At 72.8% G+C, this 24,440-nt stretch carries 22 protein-coding genes and 2 riboswitches; of the genes, 12 read left to right on the plus strand and 10 right to left on the minus strand.

Annotation, left to right across the window (positions count from 1 at the left end):
- Positions 1 to 118 precede the first annotated feature (118 nt).
- The 3 genes from ABC271_RS15665 to ABC271_RS15675 all read right to left on the minus strand — a co-directional run bounded on the left by ABC271_RS15665 (position 119) and on the right by ABC271_RS15675 (position 2,984).
- Positions 119 to 907, minus strand: a complete 789-nt coding sequence (locus ABC271_RS15665; protein ID WP_412925763.1) for an energy-coupling factor transporter transmembrane component T family protein — start codon at positions 905 to 907, stop codon at positions 119 to 121.
- Positions 904 to 2,355 (minus strand): ABC transporter ATP-binding protein, encoded by a 1,452-nt coding sequence (locus ABC271_RS15670; RefSeq protein WP_412925764.1) that lies wholly within the window; start codon positions 2,353 to 2,355, stop codon positions 904 to 906. Before ABC271_RS15670 ends, ABC271_RS15665 begins: the two co-directional genes overlap by 4 nt.
- Complete coding sequence (locus tag ABC271_RS15675; protein ID WP_412925765.1) at positions 2,355 to 2,984, minus strand: ECF transporter S component; 630 nt, start codon at positions 2,982 to 2,984, stop codon at positions 2,355 to 2,357. The genes ABC271_RS15670 and ABC271_RS15675 overlap by 1 nt, the downstream gene beginning before the upstream one ends.
- A riboswitch (TPP riboswitch) is annotated at positions 2,977 to 3,086 on the minus strand. Its footprint overlaps the gene before it by 8 nt.
- Before the next feature lie 37 nt (positions 3,087 to 3,123).
- Here ABC271_RS15675 and ABC271_RS15680 point away from each other — a divergent pair.
- The 6 genes from ABC271_RS15680 to thiD all read left to right on the plus strand — a co-directional run bounded on the left by ABC271_RS15680 (position 3,124) and on the right by thiD (position 10,009).
- Positions 3,124 to 4,785 (plus strand): D-alanyl-D-alanine carboxypeptidase family protein, encoded by a 1,662-nt coding sequence (locus ABC271_RS15680; RefSeq protein WP_412925766.1) that lies wholly within the window; start codon positions 3,124 to 3,126, stop codon positions 4,783 to 4,785.
- 147 nt (positions 4,786 to 4,932) lie between these two features.
- Positions 4,933 to 6,282 carry an HNH endonuclease signature motif containing protein gene (locus tag ABC271_RS15685; protein ID WP_412925767.1) on the plus strand — a complete coding sequence of 450 codons (1,350 nt, stop codon included), beginning with the start codon at positions 4,933 to 4,935 and terminating at the stop codon, positions 6,280 to 6,282.
- Between the two features lie 80 nt (positions 6,283 to 6,362).
- Positions 6,363 to 7,028, plus strand: coding sequence for an SDR family oxidoreductase (locus ABC271_RS15690; RefSeq protein WP_412925768.1), 666 nt, complete (start codon positions 6,363 to 6,365; stop codon positions 7,026 to 7,028).
- A gap of 38 nt (positions 7,029 to 7,066) precedes the next feature.
- Positions 7,067 to 7,158, plus strand: a riboswitch (TPP riboswitch).
- The gene (gene thiM / locus ABC271_RS15695; protein WP_412925769.1) at positions 7,150 to 7,941 is read left to right on the plus strand and encodes a hydroxyethylthiazole kinase; all 792 of its coding nucleotides are present in this window, start codon (positions 7,150 to 7,152) and stop codon (positions 7,939 to 7,941) included. (Overlaps the previous riboswitch by 9 nt.)
- Complete coding sequence (gene thiE, locus ABC271_RS15700) at positions 7,938 to 8,579, plus strand: thiamine phosphate synthase (protein WP_412925770.1); 642 nt, start codon at positions 7,938 to 7,940, stop codon at positions 8,577 to 8,579. Before thiM ends, thiE begins: the two co-directional genes overlap by 4 nt.
- Entirely contained in the window at positions 8,576 to 10,009 is a 1,434-nt protein-coding gene (gene thiD / locus ABC271_RS15705) for a bifunctional hydroxymethylpyrimidine kinase/phosphomethylpyrimidine kinase (protein WP_412925771.1), read from the plus strand. Before thiE ends, thiD begins: the two co-directional genes overlap by 4 nt.
- 254 nt (positions 10,010 to 10,263) lie before the next feature.
- Here thiD and ABC271_RS15710 read toward each other — a convergent pair whose 3' ends face one another.
- From ABC271_RS15710 to ABC271_RS15730, 5 genes are all read right to left on the minus strand, one after another.
- On the minus strand, positions 10,264 to 10,446 hold the full coding sequence (locus ABC271_RS15710) for a DUF5302 domain-containing protein (protein WP_412925772.1): 183 nt from the start codon (positions 10,444 to 10,446) through the stop codon (positions 10,264 to 10,266).
- Between the two features lie 38 nt (positions 10,447 to 10,484).
- The gene (locus tag ABC271_RS15715) at positions 10,485 to 11,408 is read right to left on the minus strand and encodes a DnaJ domain-containing protein (protein ID WP_412925773.1); all 924 of its coding nucleotides are present in this window, start codon (positions 11,406 to 11,408) and stop codon (positions 10,485 to 10,487) included.
- 108 nt (positions 11,409 to 11,516) lie between these two features.
- Entirely contained in the window at positions 11,517 to 12,038 is a 522-nt protein-coding gene (locus ABC271_RS15720; RefSeq protein ID WP_412925774.1) for a hypothetical protein, read from the minus strand.
- Positions 12,035 to 12,901 (minus strand): LssY C-terminal domain-containing protein, encoded by an 867-nt coding sequence (locus tag ABC271_RS15725; protein ID WP_412925775.1) that lies wholly within the window; start codon positions 12,899 to 12,901, stop codon positions 12,035 to 12,037. Before ABC271_RS15725 ends, ABC271_RS15720 begins: the two co-directional genes overlap by 4 nt.
- Positions 12,902 to 12,905: 4 nt before the next feature.
- A complete protein-coding gene (locus tag ABC271_RS15730) occupies positions 12,906 to 13,970 on the minus strand; it encodes an enoyl-CoA hydratase/isomerase family protein (RefSeq protein WP_412925776.1) in 1,065 nt (354 codons plus the stop codon).
- Positions 13,971 to 14,057: 87 nt separating this feature from the next.
- Here ABC271_RS15730 and ABC271_RS15735 point away from each other — a divergent pair, with 87 nt between their 5' ends.
- A complete protein-coding gene (locus ABC271_RS15735) occupies positions 14,058 to 15,317 on the plus strand; it encodes an ABC transporter ATP-binding protein (protein ID WP_412925777.1) in 1,260 nt (419 codons plus the stop codon).
- Complete coding sequence (locus tag ABC271_RS15740; RefSeq protein ID WP_412925778.1) at positions 15,314 to 16,132, plus strand: ABC transporter permease; 819 nt, start codon at positions 15,314 to 15,316, stop codon at positions 16,130 to 16,132. The genes ABC271_RS15735 and ABC271_RS15740 overlap by 4 nt, the downstream gene beginning before the upstream one ends.
- Positions 16,133 to 16,347: 215 nt before the next feature.
- On the opposite strand, the gene ABC271_RS15745 is transcribed toward ABC271_RS15740, so the two are convergent.
- Entirely contained in the window at positions 16,348 to 16,737 is a 390-nt protein-coding gene (locus ABC271_RS15745; protein ID WP_412925779.1) for a hypothetical protein, read from the minus strand.
- Positions 16,738 to 17,294: 557 nt separating this feature from the next.
- On the opposite strand from ABC271_RS15745, the gene cofG reads away from it, so the two are divergent.
- The 4 genes from cofG (at position 17,295) to cofC (ending at position 23,340) form a co-directional block, all read left to right on the plus strand.
- A complete protein-coding gene (cofG, locus tag ABC271_RS15750) occupies positions 17,295 to 19,997 on the plus strand; it encodes a 7,8-didemethyl-8-hydroxy-5-deazariboflavin synthase CofG (RefSeq protein WP_412925780.1) in 2,703 nt (900 codons plus the stop codon).
- A complete protein-coding gene (locus tag ABC271_RS15755; RefSeq protein WP_412925781.1) occupies positions 19,994 to 21,457 on the plus strand; it encodes a flavin-containing monooxygenase in 1,464 nt (487 codons plus the stop codon). Before cofG ends, ABC271_RS15755 begins: the two co-directional genes overlap by 4 nt.
- 39 nt (positions 21,458 to 21,496) lie before the next feature.
- Positions 21,497 to 22,507, plus strand: coding sequence for a glucose-6-phosphate dehydrogenase (coenzyme-F420) (gene fgd, locus ABC271_RS15760; protein ID WP_412925782.1), 1,011 nt, complete (start codon positions 21,497 to 21,499; stop codon positions 22,505 to 22,507).
- A 194-nt stretch (positions 22,508 to 22,701) separates the two neighbouring features.
- A complete protein-coding gene (cofC, locus tag ABC271_RS15765) occupies positions 22,702 to 23,340 on the plus strand; it encodes a 2-phospho-L-lactate guanylyltransferase (RefSeq protein WP_412925783.1) in 639 nt (212 codons plus the stop codon).
- A gap of 105 nt (positions 23,341 to 23,445) precedes the next feature.
- Here cofC and cofD read toward each other — a convergent pair whose 3' ends face one another.
- Positions 23,446 to 24,411, minus strand: a complete 966-nt coding sequence (gene cofD / locus ABC271_RS15770; protein ID WP_412925784.1) for a 2-phospho-L-lactate transferase — start codon at positions 24,409 to 24,411, stop codon at positions 23,446 to 23,448.
- Between the last annotated feature and the right edge of the window lie 29 nt (positions 24,412 to 24,440).

Below are 24,440 nucleotides of genomic sequence, written 5' to 3' on the forward strand. Positions count from 1 at the left end.
GCGGGACGCGTCAGCCCACGCGGTGGCGCGTCAGCCCTCGCCGCGGGGCGCGTCAGCCCCCGAGGGGAGACGCGTCAGCCCCCACCGCGCGATGCGTCAGCCCTCATCCTGTGACGCCTCAGCCCCCGACGAAGCGGAAGGCCCCGGACGCCACGGCCACGGCGAGCGCGACGCCGATGAGCGCCACGGCCCCCGCGAGAGCCACGCCGTCGCGCGGGTGCAGGCGCGACGGCCGCGACCACGTGCGCTCAACCTCGGCGCCGAAGCCTCGGGCCTCCATCGCGGTCGCGAGGGTCGTGCCGCGGCGGACGGCGAACACGAGCAGCACGAACGCCATCCCGAGGAACCGGCGCACCGCGCCACGATCGCCGAGGCCGCGCGCGCGGCGGGCGAGGGTCATCGTGCGCCAATCGTCCACGAACAGCCCGACCGTGCGGGCCCCCGCGAGAACGCCGAGCACGAAACGGCTCGGGAGCTTGGCGACCTGCGCGAGCGCATCGGCGAGTTCGGTCGGATCGGTGCGTCCGAACAGCAGGATCGTGGGGAGCCCGAGGGCGAGCACGCGCAGCATCACCGCGAGGGACAGCGCGATCGAGTCGTCGCTGACGGTGGCGAAGAGGAACTGGCCGTACACGGTGCCGCCCGGCTGCGCGTAGAGCAGCATGCTCACGCCCGCGACGGGGGCGAACACGACGACGGGGATGAGACGTCGCAGCACCGTTGCGACCGCGAGTCCGGTGAGGGGCACGCACAGCAGCTCGAGCACGATCGCGACGGACGCGCTCACCGGGTCGAGCGTGGCGAACAACGGCACTGAGAGCACCAGGGCGATGAGGATCTTCGTGACCGGGTTGACCCCGTCCAGCCACGACAGCGCGCGCTCGCTCCGCGCCAGCGTCGCCGTCACGCCGCGCTCCCCAGGGTGATGCGGTGCTGTCCCAGATGCCGCACGACGTCGGCGTCGTGGGTGACGGCGACGACCGTCCGGCCCCGCGCGATCTCGCGCTGGAGCAGGGCGACGACCTCGCTCCAGCCGCGGCGGTCCTGACCGAACGTGGGCTCGTCGAGCACGATCACCGCGGGCGAGGATGCCAGGACTGTCGCGACCGACAGGCGGCGCTTCTGCCCGCCGGAGAGCGTGAAGGGGTGGGCTTCCGCGAGGGATGCCAGGTCCAACCGTTCGAGCAGCTCGTCGACGATCGCGTCGACCTCGGTCGGCGGCATCCGCAGCGCGCGGGGCCCGACGGCGAGTTCGTCGCGGAGCGTGGTGGCGAGGAACTGGTGCTCCGGCTCCTGGAACACCGTGCCGATCCGCGTGAGGAGTTCGGTCGAGCGCCAGCGGGAGGGACGCCGGATGCCGCGGGCGGCCAGCGACGCGGATGCCTCGATCTCTCCCGCGAGCTCGGGCAGCAACCCGGCGAGGGTCAGCGCGAGGGTGGACTTCCCGGCGCCGTTGGGGCCTGTCACGACCGTGCCGCTCCCCTCGGGAATGCGGACGTCGAGTCCCGCAAGGACCGGCGTCCGGCGCTCGCGACCGATCGTCAGCCCGGATGCCGAGAGCACGGCATCCATCGACGGGGGGGCCGGAGCCAGCGCGGGCAGGTCGACCGGACGCCCCGGCACCCACACGCCCGCCGCGGCGAGCGCCGCACCGTGCTCGGCGAACACTCGCGCGGGCGGACCGTCGGCGAGAAGGCCCCCTCCCGGCGCCAGCACGATCACGCGGGTGACGAGGTCGGCCCACACCGCGGTGCGGTGCTCGATGAGCACGAGGGTGGTCTCACCGCCCGCCACCACCCGTTCGACGGCGGAGCGCACCTCGCGCACGCCGTCGGGGTCGAGGTTGGCGGTGGGCTCGTCGAGCAGCAGCAGCCCCGGCTGCATCGCCAGCACGCCGGCGAGCGCGAGCCGCTGCTTCTGCCCTCCCGACAGAGCCTTCGTCGGCCGATCGCGGGGCACGTCCAATCCCACGGATGCCAGCGCTCCGGCCACCCGCAGGGGAATGGCGTCGGCGGGCACCCCGAGGTTCTCGCACCCGAACGCGACGTCGTCGCCGACCTTCGACAGCACGACGCCGGCCTCCGGGTCTTGCAGGACGAGGCCGATGCGCCCGCGCTGGGACTCGGGCGTCTGTCCGTCGACGAGGATGCGACCGTTCGCTTCGCCCTCGTCGCTACCGCCGAGCAGCCCGGCGAGCCCGGCGAGCAACGTCGACTTGCCCGCACCGGAGGCGCCCAGCAGGAGCACCCGCTCACCCGGGTCGATCGTCAGGTCGATGTCACGGGTGGCCGGCAGCCGGCGACCGGCGTAGCGCCATCCCCAGCCATCGACCTCGACCCGGGCCGGATACGGCATCAGACCTCGCGGCGGCGTTCGCGTCCCGCGGCGAAGCGGCTGAGCGCGCCGCTCGCGGCGAGCGCCCGGACCAGCAGCCACCCCACGACGCCGCCCAGCACCGCACCCGAGACGATGAGCGTGCCGAGGTAGAGGAGGTTGAACTCGGCGGTCTTGACGATGTTGCCGGTGAAGAACTCGAGCACCCACGCCCCGACACCGGCGCCCGCGCCGGCGAGCATCGCGACCGGCAACGAGAAGCGCAGGTACAGGAACGCCAGGAAGATCAGCTCCGCGCCGAGGCCCTGCGCCAGGCCCGAGTAGATCGTGCTGATACCCCAGACGTTGCCGATGAGGGCGGACACGACAGCGGCGATGAGCTCGACGAGGAGCGCCGCGCCGGGCTTGCGGATGACGAGCCCGCCGACGACGCCGCCGAGGAGCCAGATTCCGACAGCGATGCCGCCGAGACCGGGCGTGAGCCCATCCATCGCGGCGAACCAGAGGCCGCCGACGGTGTTCCAGGCCCAGAAGATGAGGCCGATCGCGACGCCGAGGACGGCGGCGACGACGATGTCGACGACCCGCCACCGGAACCGGTCGGACGTGGCGACGGCGGGGGCCGTCCGGGTGGACGCGGACGCGTGCATGTGTTCTCCTCCCTGCGCCGGCATGATCCGGATCAGGTTCGACGGTCGAAGCGTGGGTCGCTTCCTCTCAGCCCGGCTCACCGGACTCCCGTGGTTGTGGTTCCCGAGTATAGGCCGGTCGCCGGGGTAGCGTGGGCGAGTGCACGACCAGAACCCGGCCACACGGCGCGAGCTGCGTGACCGGGTCGACGCGTCGGGCGACCGGAGCGGGGATGAGCTCGAGCCCACGGCATTCATCGACGCCCCCTCGGACGCCAAGCGCCCCTCGGACATCGACACCCCCTCGGACACCGACACCCCCACGGACGCCGACACCCCCTCGGACGCCGATACCCCCTCGGACACCGACGCCCCGACCCCCGACGCCCCGACCCCCGACGTCGGCGCAACGGGGCCCGCGCTGGCCCCGGCTCCCGACGTCGGCGCACCGGCGCCCGCGCTGGCCCCGGCACCCGAGCGCATCCTCATCGGCGGACCCATCGCGCTGACCTGGGTCGACCCCGAGGGCGCCGCGGCTCCGCGCCCCGCTCCCGAGTTCGCGCTCACCGCGACTCAGCCGCGCCCGATCGACCTCCTCGCCGGTCGGCGCCGTCGCGCGCTCCGTCCCGGCACGGTGGTGCCGCCGCTGCTCTTGCTGCTGCTGGTCGCGATCTACGCTGCGGTCACGCTGCTGTGGCCGTTGAACGCGGTGCCGCCGCGGGTGACCCCGCTCATCGTGAACGTCGCCGCCGCGCCCGCCGCCGCGCCCGCCTGGCCCGGTCAGGGAGAAGCCGCGATCGCCGTCCAGGGCGTCCCCGGCGTGCTCTCCTCCGCGGAGAACCCCGAGTCGATCGCCAGCATCACCAAGATCGTGACCGCCCTACTGGTGCTGGATCGACTGCCGCTCGCGCCCGGTGAGCAGGGACCCTCGTACGCGTTCACGCAGGCCGACAGCGACGACTACTGGCAATACCGTTTCCGCGGCGAATCCTCCCTCGACGTCCCCGTCGACGGGACCCTCACCGAACTGCAGATGCTGCAGGGCATGCTCATCGCTTCCGCCAACAACTACGCCCAGCGGCTGGCATCCGAGATCTGGCCGTCGAACGCCGACTTCGCCGCGGCGGCGGACCAGTACCTGACCGACCGGGGCATCTCGGGCATCACCATCGTCAACCCGACGGGGATCGAGGCGGGGAACACCGCGACCCCCGCGGCGCTCATCGCGCTCGCGCAGAAGGCGCTGCAGAACCCGGTGATCGCCGACATCGTCCAGACCCGGGAGCTGTCCCTCCCGGGGGCCGGGTCGTTCCGCAACGGCAACCCGCTGCTGGCCGACCCCGGCGTCGTCGGCATCAAGACCGGGACCCTGGATGCCTGGAACCTGCTGTCGGCGAAGGATCTGACGGTCGGCGACGTCACGGTGCGCACGTACGCGGCGGTGCTCGGACAGCCCGGCCCGGACGCCCGTGATCAGGCCAGCCGCGACCTGTACGCGCGCCTGGCCGAGGAGATCCAGGTGCGCACCTCCGTGCCCGCGGGGACCGTGGTCGGCCGGGTCTCGACGCTGTGGGGCGAGGACGTCGCGCTCTCCACCGCGGAGGACGCGCAGAACGTGCTGTGGAACGGTGCGAGCGCCACCCCGGACGTGTCCTTCACGCTGGGCGAGTCGCGCGACGCGGGCGACACCGCGGGCGAACTGATCACCACCGGGCCGCTCGACGCCGCCACGGTCGATGTGCGCCTGCAGGACGACGTCGACCCGCCGAGCCCGTGGTGGCGGCTGACGCATCCCCTCGACCTCCTGGGTCTCAACGACTGACGGGCGTCCGCTCGTCGCGGTGCCGCCGGCCGGCATCCGACTGCGGGCTCCGGCGCTGCTCCTCCACAACCCGCGTGCGATGGCATCCATCCCCGGGATGCCGCGCGGGCGGGGTTCGATGTCGGAAGCCCTCGCTAGCATGCACACATGTCTTCCGATCCCCCTCCCGACACTCCCTCCGCGGCCACGGCGGGCCATCCGGCCGGGCTGTCCGCGGTCCTCGACGACGCGCTCCGCGCCGGGTCCGAGCTCGCCGCTGCCGAGGTGGCGCGAACCCGCGCCCTGGCGGCGGCCGGGCACCTCGCCCTTGACGTGATGGCCGACCGGCGGGCGACCGCCCGAGCCTCCGAGATGGCGCTGCGGGAGGTCGCCTCCGAGCTCGCGGCGGCCGAGGGTCTTTCCGATCGCAGCGTGCAGTCGCAGATCGGCCGCGCCATGACGCTGGTCGACGACTATCCGCAGACCCTCGCCGCGTGGGAGGCGGGGGTCATCACGCGTGCCCACGTGCACGCGATCGCCGATGTCGGGGCGCCTCTCCCCGTCGACGCGCGCGCCGAGTACGACCTGCTCGCCGTCGCGACCGCCGACGGCCTCAGCCCCGGCCGGCTGCGCTCGCGTCTTGCTGTGCTCGCCGAACGTCTGCAACCGGCCACTCTGACGGAGCGTCACCAGCGCGGACGTGACACACGGTGTGTTCGGGTCATCACCGGGGTCGACGGCATGTCCGACCTCATCGCGACGCTGCCGACCGTGCTCGCGGTCGGGATCTACGACCGTCTGAGCCGGCAGGCCCACGCTCTTGTCGACGCGAGGGACGCGACGACCGAATCAGGCACGGATGACCGCACCACCGCGCAGCTTCGCGCAGACATCCTCGCCGACCTTCTGCTGACCGCCGCGCCCGATGCCGATCCCACCCGCACCGACGACGGCCCCGGCGCCCTCGGAAGCATCCGCGCGCGGGTCCAGGTCGTCGTGCCCGCGCTGACCATGCTGCGACCTGCGGAGGAGAACCTCGACCCCGCCGAACTCGTCGGACACGGCCCCGTCGATGCCGGCACCGCGCGCGCTCTCGCCGAGACGACCTCGCTCCCTTGGGATCGGGTCGTCACCCACCCCATCACCGGCGCGGTGCTGTACACCGACACCTACCACCGCGGCAGCGCGATCGACCGGTTCCTCCGTGCCCGCGACCGCCACTGCCGGTGGCCCGGCTGCACGGTTCCGGCGGTCCGTGCCGAGGTGGATCACACGCACGACTACGCGCTGGGCGGCCCGACCGACGTCGCGAACCTCGCGCACCTCTGCCAACGGCACCACACGCAGAAACAGTTCACCCGCTGGAGAGTGACCCCGCTCCCCGGCGGAGTCCTCCGCTGGACCAGCCCCACCGGGCGCACGTACACCGATGAGCCCCTGCCCTACTCTCCCGCTGTCCGCTTCGTTCCGGACGACCCCTCCCCACCCGAACCGGACGTGCCAGCGGCCCCCTTCTGACGCTGCGCCTGTGTGTCGGAGTGCCCGACGCGTTGCAGAGCGCGCAGCATCCGGTTTCGCTTGCACCGTAGCCTCGCTTCATGCCCTTGGCCCTCGTCACCGGCGCCGCGCGCGCCAACAGCATCGCCGCCGCGATCATCCCCCGCCTCGAAGCCGACGGGTGGGACGTCGTGACCAGCGAACTCGAGACCGGTGACTACCCCTGCGACCTCGCCGACCCGACCGCTCCGACGCACCTCGTCGAACGCGTCTCCCGCGAGCGCGGCCCGCTCCACGCGCTCGTCCTCAGCCACGCGCACGGTGTCGAATCCGGCATCCTGGACACCACCGCCGAGAGCTTCGACCATCACGTCGCCGTCAACGCCCGCGCGAGTCTTCTCCTGATCGCGGCGTTCGCGCGGCAGGTCGACGAGACCGGTGGTGCGATCGTGGCGTTCACGAGCGACCACACCACCGGCAATCTCCCGTACGGCGCTTCGAAGGGCGCGCTCGACAGAATCGTCGTCTCCGCTGCTCGGGAGCTGGGACCACGAGGCATCTCCGCGAACGTCGTGAACCCGGGACCGATCGACACCGGCTGGATGGATGCCGCAACGCGCGACGCCGTGATCGCACACCAGCCGCTCGGCCGGCTCGGCGTCCCCCGCGATATCGCCGCCATCACGGCGTTCCTTCTGTCGGACGAGGGTCGCTGGGTCAGTGGTCAGCTTCTGCACACCGACGGCGGCTTCTCCGCGCGGTACTGACCGGCCGACGCGACGACCTCCGTCGTGCTAGCGTCGCCCGCAGTGACACGGGGTGCCCCACGGGGCTGAGAACACACCCGTCGAACCTGATCTAGTTCGTACTAGCGAAGGGATGTCGCGAATGGTCGTTCGCACGTCGCCGTCTCCGTCCACCGCCGTTGAGGCTCTCGCCGCTCTCCGCGGCTCCCCACCGCTCGTGCAATGCATCACGAACGCCGTGGTCACCAACTTCACGGCCAACGCGCTCCTCGCCCTCGGCGCGTCGCCCGCAATGTGCGACATCCCGGGCGAGGCCGGATTCTTCGCCGGCGTCGCCGGTGGGGTCCTGGTCAACCTCGGCACCCCGACCGCGGAACAGCGCGACGCCGCCCGGGAGGCCGTGGCCGCCGGGACTCCCTGGGTGCTCGACCCGGTCGCCGTCGGGGCGCTGCCGGTGCGCACGGCCCTCGCCCACGAGCTGCTCGAGGCGCGGCCGGCCATCGTGCGCGGCAACGCGTCGGAGATCCTCGCCCTGGCCGGGGCGGGAGCGGGCGGGCGTGGCGTGGACTCCACGGACACCCCCGATGCCGCACTCGACGCCGCGCGCACCCTCGCGCAGCGCACCGGCGGGACGGTCGCCGTTTCGGGCGCGGTGGACCTCATCGTCGATGCCGACCGCACCGCGCGCGTCCCGGGCGGGAGCGTGCTGCTCACCCGCGTGACCGGCGGCGGCTGCGCCCTCGGCGCGGCGATGGCGGCGCTGCTGGCAACGTCGGCGCCGTTCGACGCCGCGGTCGCGGCGAGCGCCATCTGGGCCGTGGCCTCGGAGCGGGCGGAGGCGGCCTCGAGCGGACCGGGGTCGTTCGCGGTCGCGTTCCTCGACGCCCTCGCCGCGATCGAACCGGATGACCTCGACGGGCGGGTCGAGGCGTGAGCGCGACCGACCTGTCGCTGCACCTCGTCACCGATGACCGGATGCCGTTCGCCCACGTCGTCGACGTCGTCGACGCGGCCGCGAGCTCCGGTGTCACCGTCGTGCAGTTCCGCGACAAGACGGCGACCGGGCGCGACCTGTTCGACCGCGTCACGGCGCTCTCCGACGTCATCGCCGGACGCGTGATGTTCGTGGTCGACGACCGCGTCGACGTCGTGCTCGCCGCCCGCGCAGCGGGCGCACGCGTCGACGGCGTGCATCTCGGCCAGACGGATCTGCCGGTCTTCGCCGCGCGCCGGCTCCTCGGAGCCGATGCCCTCATCGGCTGGACCGCGAACACCCCGGCGCACTTCGCCGCCGCCGCCGCGCTGCCCCCCGACACCGTGGACTACCTCGGCGTCGGTGTCATCCGCGCCACCGCGACGAAGCCCGATCACCCGGAGCCGCTCGGGGTGGACGGCTTCGCCGAACTGGTGGCATCCGCCCCTCTGCCGTGTGTCGCGATCGGAGGGATCCAGACGCACGATGTGGCCCCGCTGCGTCGAGCCGGAGCGGCCGGGGTCGCCGTCGTGTCGGCCGTGAGCGCGGCGGAGGATCCTGCGGCGGCAACGCGAGCGCTCCGCGAGGCGTGGTCATGATCCCGCGCGTCCTCAGCATCGCGGGGACCGACCCGACCGGGGGTGCGGGCGTTCAGGCCGACCTCAAGTCGATCTCGGCATTCGGCGGGTACGGGATGGCCGCCGTGACCGCGCTCGTCGCGCAGAACACCCTCGGGGTGCGCGAGGTGCACGTGCCGCCGACGGCGTTCTTGGCGGCGCAGCTGCGCGCCGTCAGCGACGACGTCGACATCGATGCCGTGAAGATCGGGATGCTCGGGTCGGCCGAGGTGGTCGCGGTGGTGTCCGCGTGGCTCACCGAGGTGCGGCCGCCGGTGGTCGTGCTCGACCCCGTGATGATCGCCACGAGCGGCGACCGACTGCTCGACGCCGACGCCGAGGCGGCCGTGCGCGAGCTGTGCCACCTCGTCGATCTCGTGACCCCCAACCTGCCCGAACTCGCCGTGCTCGTCGGTGAGCCGGTCGCGGCCGACTGGGACGCCGCGATCGCGCAGGCCCGGACCCTCGCCTCCCGCACCGACACGTCCGTGCTGCTCAAGGGCGGGCATCTGTCGGGCCCCGACAGCCCGGATGCCATCGTCGACACCGACGGCATCCACCCGGTGTCGGGCCCGCGCGTCCACACCCGGCACACGCACGGGACAGGGTGCTCGCTGTCATCCGCGATGGCGACGCTCGCCGCGCACGGTCTCGCGTGGCCCGCCGCGCTCGAGCGGGCGAAGCCCTGGCTCACCGGCGCTCTGGAGCATGCCGCCGACCTCCGTGTGGGACGCGGCAACGGTCCCATCGATCACTTCCACGCGCTGCGGCCGCACCTCGACCTCGGACCGGCGTGGAGCGTCGAGCGGTGGGATGCCACGGCCTCGGTGCGCGCCGACGTCGACGCCAGCGCCTTCGTGCGGGGGCTGGCATCCGGCGACCTGGATCGCGCGGCTTTCACCTGGTACCTGGGGCAGGATCTGCTGTACCTGCGCGAGTACGCCCGCGTGCTCGCCCGGGCGGCGGCGCTCGCCCCGACGACGGAAGAACAGCGGTTCTGGGCGGCCGCGTCGGCCTCGTGCCTCGCCGAGGAAGCGCGCCTGCACGAGAGCCACGTGGATGCCACCGACCTCGAGCCCGCGCCGGACACCACCGCGTACACCGACCATCTGCACGCCGTCTCGGCGGGCGGCTCGTACGCGGTGCTGGTCGCGGCGGTGCTGCCCTGCTTCGTGCTGTACACCGACATCGGCGCGCGCTGGCGCGGCACGTTCGACCCCGACCACGCCTACGCCGACTGGCTCACGGCCTACGGCGACGAGGTGTTCGCCGCGTCGTCCGCCGAGGCCTCGCGGATCGCGGACACCGCCGCGCGAGCGGCATCCCCTGCCGTCCGGGCCGCGATGTCGGCGGCCTACGACCGGTCGATGCGGCAGGAGCTGGCCTTCTTCCAGGCTCCGCTGCGCGGGTGAGTCCGCGCCGGACCGGCCGGCCCGCGGCACGCGTTCGCGGGGGTGAGGCGGGCCGACGCCGCGGCGCGGCGGGCGTTCGCGGCGGTGCGGCGGGCCGACGCCGCGGCGCGGCGGGCGTTCTCGGCGGCGCGGCGGGCCGAACTCCTGAGTTTTCGGCATCCCGCGCGTGCTCGACGCATCGAGAAACCCGCGAACGCCCAGAACTCAGGAGTTCGGACCGCCCACACGTCGGCGAGTGACACCGGACGGTCGGATCAGCCGCTCTTGCGGCGGAACTCCCGCTTCGTGACGGCTCCATGCGTGCCCTGCACGGCCGAGTGACCGTCCAGGTGAGCCTGACCCGACCGCTGCTGTCCGTTCTTCTTCGCCAGGGCTTCCTTGAACTTTCGCTTCATCTCGTCGGATGCCGTGGCATCCGGGGTCTCGTCGGTACTCATGTGCCCACCCTAGGCATGTCCGGCTGACCCGTGCGCCGTCAGACGTGACGGACGCGCTGCTGCAGCCGGGTGCGGATGTCGAACAGCTCGGTGCCGCCGACCTCGCGGGCACCGGGGATGCCGCGACGCAAGAGCGTCGTGAGGGCGCTCCGCTGCACCAGTACGACCGGCGTTCCGCGGACCTTGCCGAGGTCGGTGACGGCGTCGAGGATCGCGTCGTCGGGCAGCACGACCATCGCGCCGCTGAATCGGACGCCCGCGGCGCGCGCGATCACGCGGGCGCGCGAGACGAGCTGCGTGACGGGCGAACCGATCACGTGGGGCCCGGTGATCTCGCCGCGACGCACGCCCACCGGACCGCCGAAGTCCTCGCTGAGCATCGCGTACAGGCCGCTGGGGCCGAGCACGAGGTGGTCGAGCTTCTGCTCCGGATCGAGGCCGTCGCGGTCGGCGAAGACGTCGTGCCACACGGTGTACCCCATGCCGAGTTCGGCCACGAGGCGCGCGGTCTCCTCCTCGGCGAGCGCGTCGGCGAGGATGTGCCGGATCTCGGGGGGCGCCGACCGCACGAGCGCGGGGTCGTAGGGGTCGGCGACGTCGACGCCGCGGCCCACCCACTCACGAATGAGCGACAGGTACCGCTCGCGCCGCCATCCGCCGGGCTGCCCGTAGGCGCGGGCGCGGGGTCGGGTGTCCGGACGCGGAGGGGTGGATGCCGCCGTCCCGCCGCCCCACTCGGCCGACGCGTGTCCACGGCCGCGGTCATAGGCGGCGCGGGCCTCGGGTGTGCCGACGAGCTCCCACGCGCGCTGCACCTGCACGAACAGGGCGGCATCGCCACCGGTGTCGGGGTGGGTCTCGCGCAGCCGCACGCGGTAGGCACGGCGCAGCCCGTCGTCGTCGATGTCGACATCGACGCGGAGCACCTCGTACGCCGAGAGCGACATGGGACTGTCGAACACGTCCGTCATCCGTTCCGCCGCCCGGGTGCGGCACCCTCCAGGCTATCGGCCGCCGTCTGTGCAACCCCCGGGATGCGCCCGAGGTTTCGCTGACGGCGGCACCCCGCGTCAGCGCCGCTCGTTCCGGCGGGCGTATGCGGCGGCATCCCGGCTCGAGAGGGCGAGCAGCACCAGGATGTCGAGGCTCAGTGTGACGAGTGTGGTCCCCACCGTGATCTCCTGCCCGAGCTCCCACCAGCCGACGAACGCCGTCACGATCGAGACCGTCGACACGAGCATCACGATCACGCGGGCGACGTTGCTGCCACGCAGCAACAGGATGCCGAACACCACCTGGACGAGTGCGATGCCGCCCAGGATGCCGAAGAACACACCGGCGCCGACTCCGACGTCCGAGAGGGTCAACGTCGGTTCGGCACCGGAACCGTCAGCCGCGCCGGCGACCACCTGCAGCCAGGGCGGCAGGTCGAACGCGACCGCGAGGCCCCACACGATCCCCGCCACAGCGCGGAGGAGGACGAGCACTCCCCCGGCGACGGTCGCGGCCGGGCGGCGCATCGCCGGGTCGTGCGCGACCGGGGCGGCGAGCGGCTCGAACGCCGCCCTCTTCTGCGGATGCCTCTCGCTCACGGCCGGCCTCCCGCTTCGGCGGCGTGCGTCCCGGCATCCGTCCACCGTTCGAGGGCGACCGGGTCGACGCCGCGGACGTCGAGGATCGGCAGATCGCCGTCCGTGGTGATGCTGTCGCCGCCGCCGTTGCGCGAGTGGTAGCCGGTCGAGAAGTCGCGGATGACGTCGACCACGACGCCGGGCAACGTCTGCACGGTCGCGACGATGTGGTCGCGCTCGATGTCGGTGTCGGCGTCGATGCGATGCGTCACCTGGAGGGTGAACAGCGAGAGCCCGACGGCGCGGTCGAACGTGCCGGCGGCGAGCCAGTCGACCCGCCGACCACCGGGGAGCAGCCAGCCGTCGGGGCAGCGCCAGAGGCGGACGTGGTGCCGTTGCGCGGGGGATCCGGAGACCTCCTGCTGGTACGCGAGGTCCTGCATCCGCCCGAACAGGAACAGCGGGCTGACGGGCGCCGTCGGGTAGCTCTGACGGCGCAGCGTCGAGGCCACGATGCGCCACGACGAGCCGAGACTCACCGGGTCGGCCGGGATCCATCCGGCGGCCGCCATGGTCGCCTCGACCTGGGCGCGGTCCCCCTGGAACGCCAGGTTCACCGGGTCGCCCAGCAGGCCGTCGGACGTGCGCGTGCGTCCCATGAAGTAGTCGGGAACGTAGACCGCGGTCAGGATGCGATGCAGCCGCGGCAGCACGAGGTAGGCGAGGAGCCCCCAGAACACGATCGCCATGACGATCCCGCCCCAGCCGATCGTGAAGGTCTGGGTGAAGCTGAGGTACGCGAGCCAGACGGCGGCGAGACCGCCGAAGATGAAGAAGAACCCGTCGAGCAGCCGCCCGATCGACCAGCGCCGCCGCCTCTCCATGGCGTTACCAGAGCGCCGGTTCGGGCTGATGGGCGAACGCCTCGGCGACGCGGTGCGGCGGAAGGTCGAAGCGGTGGGCCGGCGACCACGACGGCGAGCGGTCCTTGTCGACGAGCTGCGCGCGGATGCCCTCGGCGAGGTCGGGCTGGGTCGTCGCGAACCACATGACGAGCCCGTATTCCTGCGCGAGCGCGGCCCGCAGCGACGGCAGCGCCCGCGCTCGTCGGACGGCTTCCAGCGTCACGCTCACGGCGGTGGGAGCCGACGCCTCGAGCAGGTCGGCGGTGGCGTGCGCCTCCGGCTCCCAGCGCTGACGGAGCCGGTGCAGGATGCCATCGAGGTCATCGGCCGAGAAGGCGTCGTCGATCCACGGACGCCAGGTCTCGAGGTTCGATCGCTCGGGGCTCTCGTCGAACAGCAGCACCAGCTCGGTGGGGCTCGACGGGTCGGCGCGGTACTCCAGGGCCTCGTGCAGGGCCGGGAGGTGGGCGACCGGGACGAGGTGGTCGGCGAAGCCGGCGTACATCGCGTCGGCGGCATCCATCGTCGCACCGGTGAGACCCAGGTACTCGCCCAGGCGGCCGGGCGCGCGCCCGAGCAGCCACGATCCGCCGACGTCGGGGGTGAAGCCGATCCGGGTCTCGGGCATGGCCAGCTGCGAGCGTTCGGTGACGATGCGGATGCGCGCGTGGCCGGCCAGGCCGATCCCGCCGCCCATCGTCACGCCGTCGGCGATCGCGACGATCGGCTTCGGGTAGGTCGCGATCCGGTGGTTGAGGGCGTACTCCTCGCGGAAGAAGGTGTGCACCTCGTCGATGCGTCCGTCGACCACGAAGTCGTACAAGGCCCGCACGTCGCCGCCCGCGCAGAAGCCGCGGTCGCCCGCGCCGTCGAGGAGCACGAGGTCGACATCGGAGTCGCGCTCCCACCGGTCCAGCGCGGCGGACAGGAGGCGGATCATCCCGAGGTCGACCGCATTGATCGCGCGAGGGCGGTTGAGGGTGAGGTGGCCGACCCCGCGCCAGGCTCGCGCGATGACCGCGTCGTCGTCGGATCGCTGTGCGTTCACGCTGCCACGTTACACAGCCCGCGAGATGGGTTTTCGGCCTCGGATCGGGGAAGATGGGGAGAACGCCCGCCGAACGAGAGGTACTCGATGCCCCAAGGACAGGTGCTGGAATTCTCCGGGCTGACCAAGCGCTTCGGCGCGGTGTCGGCCGTCGACGGCCTGACCGCCCGCGTGGAGCCGGGCCTGGTGACGGGATTCCTCGGCCCCAACGGTGCGGGCAAGACCACGTCGCTGCGAATGCTGCTGGGACTCGTGCGCCCCACCGCCGGATCCGCGACGATCGGCGGCCGTCGCTACGCCGAGATCGAGCGACCGCTGCAGACCGTGGGCGCCGCGCTCGAGGCATCCAGTTTCCATCCGGGACGCTCGGCGGCGAACCACCTGAAGGCGTACGCGCGCGCCGCGAGCCTGCCGCTCTCCCGCGTCGACGAGGTGCTCGGGCTGGTGGGCCTCGCCGATGTCGCCGGGCGCCGCGTGGGCGGCTACTCCCTCGGCATGCGGCAACGGCTGGGCCTTGCGACGGCGCTGCTCGGAGACCCGGGCGTCCTGGTGCTCGACGAGCCCTCGAACGGCCTCGACCCGGAAGGCATCCGGTGGATGCGATCGCTCCTGCGCCACCTCGCCGAAGAGGGTCGGACGGTGCTGATCTCCTCGCATCTCCTGGCCGAGGTTCAGCAGACCGTCGACGCGCTGCTGATCATCTCGCGCGGGCGCCTGGTGTTCCAGGGCGGCACGGAGGATCTCGCCGACCCGGACGAGTACTCCACCGTCGTGGATTCACCCGATCGCGAGGCACTGTCCCGTCTGCTCGACGAGCGGGGCATCGAGTTCCAGCTGCTGCGGAACGGCTTCACGATCCGGCACGTCGAGCCGCTCGAGATCGGCACGCTCGCCGCCGGCGCCGGCATCGTGCTGTCGAACCTGCAGAGCAAGGGCGCGAGCCTCGAAGACATCTTCCTCGAACTGGTCAGCGGCGTCCGCACGCACGCGAGCGCGGCGGCCCCGGTGGGCGGGTCGGCGGGGGATGCCACGACCCCGGTGGGCGGACCCGCCGGGGATGCCACGACCTCGGTGGGCGGACCCGCCGGGGATGCCACGGCCCCGACGCCCGAGCCGGAGCCCGCACCCGTGCCCGCGCACGCGGAATCGCCCACCGCACCCGCGGCACCGGAGCCCGCTCCGTCGACCGACCTCGTCGCGATCGTCCCCGCCCCGCGGAGCGCCGCGACACCGGCGGCGCCCGAAGACGATCCGGGCCCTCGACGCTCGTACGCGGTGGCCGCGACCGGAGTGATCGACATCGTGCCGGTCGAGTCCCGCACCGACGACACGGAGGAGCAACGATGAGCCTGGTGGCGTCCACTCGCTCCGAGTACACGAAGCAGTTCAGCACCGCGGGATGGTGGGTCCTGGGCATCGTGCTCATCGTCTACGTCGGCTTCACCGCGGGCGTCCTGGCGCTGGCTTTCGGGGGTGTGGCGTCGGGCAGACTCCCGGGCGCATCGGGGCCCGTCCCCTCGACGGACGGCCTCGCCGGACTCGTCTACAGCTCGGCGAGCGCGGTGGGATACGTGTTCCCGCTGCTCGCGGGGACGCTCATGGTCACGACCGAGTTCCGGCACAAGACCCTCACCCCGACGTTCCTCGCGACACCCCGCCGCGGCGTCGTGCTCATCGGGAAGTTCGCGATCGGCATCCTCGTGGGCCTGCTCTACGGAGTGCTCGGGTCGATCGCCGCGATCGGCGCCGGGGCCGGCGTGTTCGCCCTGTTCGGTCTCGACACCGAACTCGGCTCCTCCGACACGTGGGTGCTGGTCGGACGGATGCTCCTGGCTTTCGCCCTGTGGGCCGTGGTCGGAATCGGCGTCGGGACGGTCGTGCGCAATCAGGTCGCGGCGATCGTGATCGTGCTGGCCGTGACGCTCTTCATCGAACCGATCGTGCGGACGATCGCCGGTATCGTCGACGGGCTCGGCGAGGTCGCGCGCTGGTTCCCGAGCGCCGCGAGCGATGCCCTGGTCGGCAAGACGATCTTCGGCGCCGTGGGCGCCGGCGGCGCCGAACCGCTGGAGTGGTGGCTCGGGGGCCTCGTGCTGCTCGGCTACGCGGTGGTGCTCGTCGCGATCGGTCTCGTCACGACCTGGCGCCGCGACGTCGACTGACACCGCCTGCGGCGGGCGCCGGCGTGCGTGGCGTGCGCGGCGCGGGGTGTCGTGCCGCGCCGTGCCGTGCGCTGCGCTGGCGTGCGCGCGGCGCGCGCGCCCGGCGAGCGCACACGATCGGGTCGACCGCACACGTTCCGGTCGACCGCATCGTGTGGTCTGGGCCGGATCGTGTGATCTCGACCGCCGGCAGACCGCGGGCGCCCCGCGACGCGTCAGGACACCAGGTCGGCGACGTCCTCGGGTTCGGATGCCACGTCCAAGCGCAGCGCCTTGAGCAGGGCCACGCCGTGCTTGGTGGTGAGGACGAGACGCTCGAACTCGTCGTGGCCGCTCAGGTCGATCACGACGCTGGACTTGCGGCGCCGGATGATGACGAAGTCATTGCCCCCGGCCGACTTCCACGTGCCCATCGCGACCGCGACGGGGAGGTTGGTGCCGGGGTTGGGGACGCCGCGCAGCCACGTCCATGCGTCGTCGGTCAACTGCACACGGTCGATGGTCGTGCGCGGCACCACGATGTTGCGCTTGCGGAACGAGAGGGCACGCTCGGTCGGCGAGAGCACGACCTCGAGCTGCGTCGAATCGAGCAGCAGGGTCACCATGGCATCCATCCTGCCAGCGCCACCGAGCGGGCACCGTCCCCTTCGCTTACGAGAGCGCAACGATCCGCGGCTGCGCGGTCGCGGCAATGTGCGCGCAAGCGCTTTGGGTCGCGCAACATGACGCGACCCAACCCGGCGAACCGCGCGCAGCAGTTCGGTCGCGGCGACCTGCGCGCGGCGGCTCGGTCGCGGCGAAGTGCACGCGCGCGCGTTGAGTCGCGCAACATGGCACGACCCAACCCACGGCCCCACGCCCCACGGCACCCCGGTCGCGGCAAAACGCACGCAACGCGGCTCCATCGCGCAACATGGCACGACCCAACGCCCCACCCCCGCGCAACACCCCGACGGCTCCACGCCCCGCGGCACCCCGGTCGCGGCAAAACGCACGCAACGCGGCTCCGTAGCGCAACATGGCGCGACCCAACGCCCCACCCCCGCGCAACTCCCCGACGGCCCCACGCCCCGCTCAGCCCCGAGCCCCGCGCAGCCCCACGCCCCGATGCCCCCGAGCCCAGCGCGGCCCGGATTTCGGAGGGGAGGGATAGCCTGGAGCGATGAGTACGGGCAGCGCTGCGCCGCAGGCCGCACCGGCCCGCGGCGACTCGATCGACGACCTCCTCGAGCGCGTGCGCGATGGGCACCGGCCCGACGTCGACGAGACCGAGCTTCTGCTTCATGCCCCACTCGATGTGCTGTCCCGCGCCGCCTCGAAGACGCGCGACGAGGGACTGGAGCGCGCCGGACGTCCGCGCGTCATCACGTATTCGCGCAAGGTGTTCGTGCCACTCACCACGCTGTGCCGTGACCGCTGCCACTACTGCATCTTCGTCGACACCCCCGGTCAGCTGAACCTGCTGCGAAAGCCCGCCTACATGAGCCCCGAGCAGGTGCTCACCGTCGTGCGGCAGGGGCAGGAGCTCGGCTGCAAAGAGGCGCTGCTGACCCTCGGCGACCGCCCCGAAGAGCGCTGGCCCGAGGCCCGAGCCTGGCTCGATGAGCACGGCTTCGCCTCGACGATCGACTACGTCGCGCACATCGCGCAGCTCATCACCGCCGAGACCGGCATGCTCGTGCACGCAAACCCCGGCGTGATGCACCCCGATGAACTGTCGACCCTGCGTCCCGTCTCGCCGTCGATGGGCATGATGCTCGAGACCACCTCGCGCCGCCTCTACGAAGAGCCGGGTCAGGTGCATTTCGGCTCGCCCGACAAAGACCCCGATCTGCGTCTGCGCGTCATCGACGACGCCGGGGCCGCCGGCATCCCGTTCACGACCGGCATTCTGGTCGGCATCGGAGAGACCGTCCGCGATCGCGCGGAGTCGCTCATCGCGCTGCGCGACCTCGACGACCGGCACGGACACGTGCAAGAGGTCATCGTGCAGAACTTCCGCGCGAAGCCCCGCACGGCCATGCAGTCAGCCCCGGATGCCGACATGCACGAATACCTCGTCACGGTCGCCGTCGCACGACTCGTATTCGGACCCGACATGCGCATCCAGGTGCCGCCGAACCTGTCCGACCCGCGTGAGCTCGGGCTGCTGATCGAGGCGGGGATCGATGACTGGGGCGGCGTATCGCCGCTCACCGCGGACCACGTCAACCCCGAGCGCCCCTGGCCCCACATCGACGACCTCGCCGCGCACACCGCCGCACGCGGCTTCACGCTCCGCGAACGGCTGACCGCGCACCCCGAGTACGTCAGCGACGCCGCGACGTGGATCGACCCGGCGCTGCACGCCCCGCTGCGGGCATTGGCGGATGCCACGGGCCTCGCGGCCGACGTGATCCCCGCCGCGGCGGGTTCAGGCACTGCCGCGCGCGTGACCGCGGGAGGATCAGGGACGGAGGGAGGACCCGCAGCCCCCGTTTCGCCCTCCGCTCGTCCCATCCCCTCCGCTCGTCCCGCCGAGGCCACGGACCCTGCGGCCGACGCGACCCCCGCGGCCGTGGCGACGCCCGAGGCCCCAGCCACCCCGGACGGCGCCGCGCGCGTGACCGCGGGAGGATCAGGGACGGAGGGAGGACCCGCAGCCCCCGTTTCGCCCTCCGCTCCTCCCCTCCCCTCCGCTCGTCCCGCGGGCGACGCGGCCGCGACGTCGGCCCCGGCGGCAGCGCGCAGCGCCGACCCCGGAGTGCTCCGCCTCGCCGAGGCCGCAGCCGACCCCCTCGCGCTCGACGACGCGGACTGGACGCGGCTCCTCCACGCCACCGGCGCCGAGCTCGACGCCCTGACCGCCGCGGCCGACGATGCGCGCCGGTACACCGTCGGCGAGCCGGTGACCCTCGTCCGCAACCGCAACCTCACCTCGACCGGCTTCCGCCGCGCGGGCCGCTCCGGGGCGGGCGAGTTCGACCTCGAGGATGCCGAGGCGATCGCCGCGGATGCCGCCGACCTCGGCGCCACCGAGATCTGCATCCAGGGCGCCCTCCCGCCCGAGGAAGACCCCTCGGGCTACCTCGACCTCGTGCGGGCCGTGAAGCGCGGGGCTCCTGGCATCCACGTCCATGCGTTCCGTCCGCTCGACGTGCGCGATCTCGCCGACCGCGGCGGGCTCGGGCTCGACGGGGCGCTCGCGGCGATGCGTGAGGCCGGCGTCGACACCGTGCCGGGCACCGGAGTGAAGGTGCTGAGCGAGCGCGTCCGCAGGCTCGTCGCCCCGGGCGATCTCGAGATCGACCGCTGGGTCGAGGGCATCACTGCCGCGCATCGCGCCGGATTCCGCTCCACCTCGGTGCTGTTCTACGGCCACGTCGAGACCGCGGAGGAACGCATCGCACACCTGCGGATGCTGCGCGGCATCCAGGCCGAGACGAAGGGCTTCGCCGAGTTCGTGCCGATCCCGCTGCCCGGCGGCGACGTTCCGCTCGTCGCGGGGCGCTCCCCGCTCGACGAGCACCGCGCGATGGTCGCGGTCTCGCGGTTGCTGTTGTCGGGGGCGATCCCGCACGTGCAGATCCCGTGGACCCGCGTCGGCCGCGACGGCGCCGCCGTCCTGCTCCAGTCGGGTGGCGACGACCTCGGCGGCACGCTCTTCGACGGACGCGTCCTGCCCGACACCGGCATCGAGCAGGGTCTCGAGCTGCCCGTCGCGGTGGCCGAGCGCCTGGCGCGGAGCCTGATGCGCCCGTTCCGCCTGCGCACCACCGACTACGGGGTCGAGCGCACGCCCGTCGAACCGGCCGCGCCGTACGTCGTGACCAGCGGGGGCACGCGGTTCCCGATCGTCCGCCCCGTCGACGGAACTCCCGCGTGAGCGTCGTCGACGTCGTCGTGGTCGGCGCGGGTTTCGCCGGGCTCGGCATGGCAGGCGCCCTTCGGCGCGCGGGACGCGACGACGTCGTGGTCATCGAGCGCGCGGGCGACGTGGGCGGCACGTGGCGCGACAACACGTATCCGGGCGTCGCGTGCGACGTCCCCGCGCACCTCTACAGCTACGCCGCGCACCCGCACGCGGGCTGGTCACGGACGTTCGCCGAGGGCCCCGAGATCCAGGCGTACCTGCGCGACGTCGCCGCGGGCGTGAGCGATCGTATCCGGCTGCACACTCCGCTCGCTGGGGCGGAGTGGGATGCCGAGACCTCGGTGTGGCGCATCGACACCGGCGCCGAGATCCTCCGGGCGCGCTCGCTCGTGCTCGCCTGCGGACGGCTCACCGAACCGCACGTCCCCGCAATCGACGGCCTCGAGACGTTCCGCGGTCCCCTGTTCCACTCCGCGCGCTGGGACCACGACGTCGACCTCACCGGCAAGCGGGTCGCCGTCGTCGGCACCGGCGCGAGCGCCGTGCAACTCGTACCCGAACTCGCCCAGACCGCCGCCCACGTCACGCTGTTCCAGCGCACCCCGGCATGGATCGTGCCCCGCGGCGGCGGCGAGATCCCCGCCGAAGAGCGCGAGCACCTGGCCGAGAACCCCGGAGCCCTCGCGCGCCTGCGCGCCGAGCTGTACGCCGAGGGCGAGGCGCGCTTCGCGTCCCGCTCGGGCGACGCCGCGGCCTCCGCCGCCGCCCGTGACGCCGCCCTCGCGCACCTGCACACCCAGGTCGCCGACCCCGCGCTGCGCGCCGCGCTCACCCCCGACTACGCCTTCGGGTGCAAGCGGGTGCTGCTCTCGGACGCGTTCTACCCGGCCGTGGCATCCGATCGTGTCACCCTCGAACCGACCGCCCTCGACCGTGTCGACGGGTCGACCCTCACCGCCGCGAGCGGACGCCGTCACGAGGCCGACGTCCTCGTGCTGGCGACGGGCTTCGCCTCGACGCAGCAGCCGTACGCCGACCTCGTGCGCGGCGAGGACGAGACGCTCGCCGAACACTGGAGCACGGGGATGACGTCCTTCGGCTCCACGGTGGTCGCGGGGTTCCCGAACCTCTTCGTGCTCAACGGCCCCAACGCGAGCCTCGGCCACAACTCGGCGGTCCTCATGATCGAGGAGCAGGCCGCGTACGTCGTCCGCGCCCTCGCCGAGCGCGACCGCCGCCCCGATCGCGTGCTGCGCGTCCGCCCCGAGGCCGAGGCCGCGTACACCGACGAGATCGCCGCCGCCGCGGCATCCACGCCCTGGATGACCGGCGGATGCCGCAACTGGTACGTCGATGAGCGATCGGGGCGGCTGACGCTGCTGTGGCCGGGCACCGTGCAGGCGTTCCACGAGAGACTGACCGGTACCGACGGGTCGGAGTTCGAACCCGCGCACACCCCCGTGCGCGGCTGACGCATCGCCCGCGTGCGCGGGTCACGGAGAGGGAGAGTCATGAGCATTCCGCTGCGATTCGGATACAAGGCCTCGAGCGAGCAGTTCGGACCGAACGAGCTGCTCGACTTCGGCGTGCTCGCCGAGGAGATGGGCTTCGACTCGGTGTTCCTCTCCGACCACCTGCAGCCGTGGCGTCACGAGGGCGGGCACGCCCCCAATGCCCTGCCCTGGCTCGGCGCGCTCGGCGCCCGCACGTCCCGCGTGCTGCTCGGGACCTCGGTGCTCACGCCGACGTTCCGCTACCACCCGGGCGTCATCGCGCAGGTGTTCGCGACGCTCGGTGTGATGTTCCCGGGCCGCGTCGCCCTCGGCGTCGGCACGGGTGAAGCGCTGAACGAGGTGACCCTCGGCCTCGAGTGGCCCGAGCCGCCCGAGCGCTTCCAGCGCCTAAAAGAGGCGATCACCCTCATCGACAAGCTGTGGACCGAAGACCGGGTCACTTTCGAGGGCACCTACTACTCGGTGAAGGATGCCACGATCTACGACCGCCCCGAGCAGAAGGTGCCGATCTACATCGGCGCCTCGGGTCCCGCGGCGACGCGACTCGCCGGCCGCATCGCCGAGGGGTACATCACCACGAGCGGCAAGGACCCGGAGCTGTACACGGAGAAGCTGCTGCCGGCGCTCGACGACGGTCTGGAAAAGGCCGGTCGCACGCGCGACGACATCGACACGCTCATGGAGGTCAAGGTCTCGTACCACCCCGACCGTGAGACCGCGCTCGAGAAGACCCGGTTCTGGGCGCCCCTGGCGCTGTCGGCGGAAGAGAAGATGAGCGTCCACGACCCGCTCGAGATGGCGCGTCTCGCCGACGAACTGCCGATCGAGCGGGCGGCATCCCGCTTCATCGTCTCGACCGACATCGACGAGCACGTCGACAGCATCGCCCGCTACGTCGACCTGGGCTTCCGCCACCTCGTGTTCCACGACCCGGGTCACGACCAGGAGGAGTTCCTGCGCACGTACGGCGCCGAGGTTCTGCCGCGGCTGCGGGCGCGGTTCGCCTGACGGGGCGCGGGGCGGCCGCGAGATGACCCGCGATTCGCGAGCGGACCCGCCGCTCGCCGGCATCCACGGTCATCTCGACGATCGCGGGTGATCTCGATGGGCGCCGTCGTCTCCCCATGCCTCCGCAGCACGAATCGCGGGCGCACCGCTACCCCCGTCCGGAAATGTCCGGAGTCCAGCACACAATGGAGCCGATGAGCATTCCTGAGATCCGCGAGGGCTGGACGGTCGTCGTGCCGGTGAAGCCCGCCGCCGTGGGCAAGACGCGGCTCACCGCCGTGACGGCCGACCGCGAGGCCCTCGCGCGCGCCATCGCGCTCGACACGATCGCGGCCGCCGCAGCGACCCCGCGCGTTTCGCGCGTGCTGGTCGTGACCGACGACGCCGAGGTATCGGCCCTCGTGTCGACCTGGCCCGCGGTCGACGTGATCACCGAGGGCGACGTGCGCGGCCTCGACGCCGCCATCGCCCTCGGCACCGACGCCGCGGGTCAGGGCGCGCCGCGGGCGGCGCTGCTGGGCGACGTGCCGGCCCTGACGCCGCACGATCTCGATGCCGCTCTCGAACTCGCCGGAGCCGTCGAGCGGGGCCTGGTCCCGGATGCCGAGGGCACCGGCTCCACCCTCGTCACCGCCCGCCCGGGCGCGGTGTGGGTGTCAGCCTTCGGCGCCGACTCCGCGGCCCGCCACCGCCTGCTGGGCTGCACCGACCTCGCGGTTCCGCGCGGGTCGTCGCTGCGCCGTGACGTCGACACCGCCGCGCAGCTCGCAGAGGCCGTGGCGCTCGGCGTGGGGCCGCGGACGGCGGCTGTTCTGGCAGCTGCGGCAGCCTGAGGCGCGCCCGGTTCGGCGCGGCGCGCGTGCCTGGTCGCCGGGGCCCGCGCCCGGTCTGGCGCGGCGCGCCTGCCTGGTCGCCGGGGCTCGGCGGCAGCGCCCGACCTACGCCCCCAGCGCAACCTCGGCAATGGCAGCCGACGCGTCTTCGTCGCGCATCCACAGGGGCGCGACCACCGCGCGGATCCCCGCCGCCTCCACATCGGCCGCCGCGGCCGCATCCTCCTCGGCCAGCAGCCAGGCGTCAAGCAGCCCGTCCGCCGACCGCGCGCCGTAGTGCCGCGCGACGGCAGCGGCCGACGTTTCGACCCCGATCGCCGTCAGGCACACGTCGGCCATACCGCGCACGACACGCCCACCGATGATCGGTGAGACACCGACGACCCGCGCTGTCGTGGACCGCAGCGCCTCCCGGATGCCCGGCACCGCAAGGATCGGCCCGATCGAGACGACCGGGTTCGACGGGGCCAGCAGCACCACGTCGGCCTGCGCGATCGCCTCGATGACGCCGGGTGCGGGTGTGGCATCCACGATTCCGGGGTTCTCGAACCGGGTCGGAGTCAGCGCGGCGCGGTACCGCGTCCACCACTCCTGGAAGTGCAGACGCCGACCGTCCTCGACGTGCACGTGCGTGTCGACCTCGCTGTCGGTCATCGGGAGCAGATGGATGCCGAGCGGCCACCGCTCCGCCATCCGACCGAGCACCTCGGTCGGGCTGAGACCCTCGCGCAGCCAACCGGTGCGCGCGAGGTGGGTTCCGAGGTCGAGGTCGCCCAGCGTGAACCACGGCCAGCCAGCGCCCCACGCCTGCAACTCCTCGTTGACGCGCTCCGAGTCGCCCGCGCGGCCCCAGCCGCGGACGGTGTCGTTGACCCCCGCGAGCGCGTACGTGATCGAGTCGACGTCGGGCTGCAACCGCACGCCCGAGAGCCAGAGGTCGTCACCGGTGTTGACCACGACCGTCGCCTCGGGTGCCCCGAGTCGCCGCAGAGCCGCACGGACGCCGAGGGTGAATTTCGATCCGCCGACACCGCCGGCGAGGACGACGACGCGGGGCTGAGGGTTTGGCATCCGTCCAGTCTTCCACCGTCGCGAGGCGG

The sequence above is a fragment of the Microbacterium canaveralium genome (genome assembly GCF_047238045.1).
GTDB lineage: Bacteria > Actinomycetota > Actinomycetes > Actinomycetales > Microbacteriaceae > Microbacterium.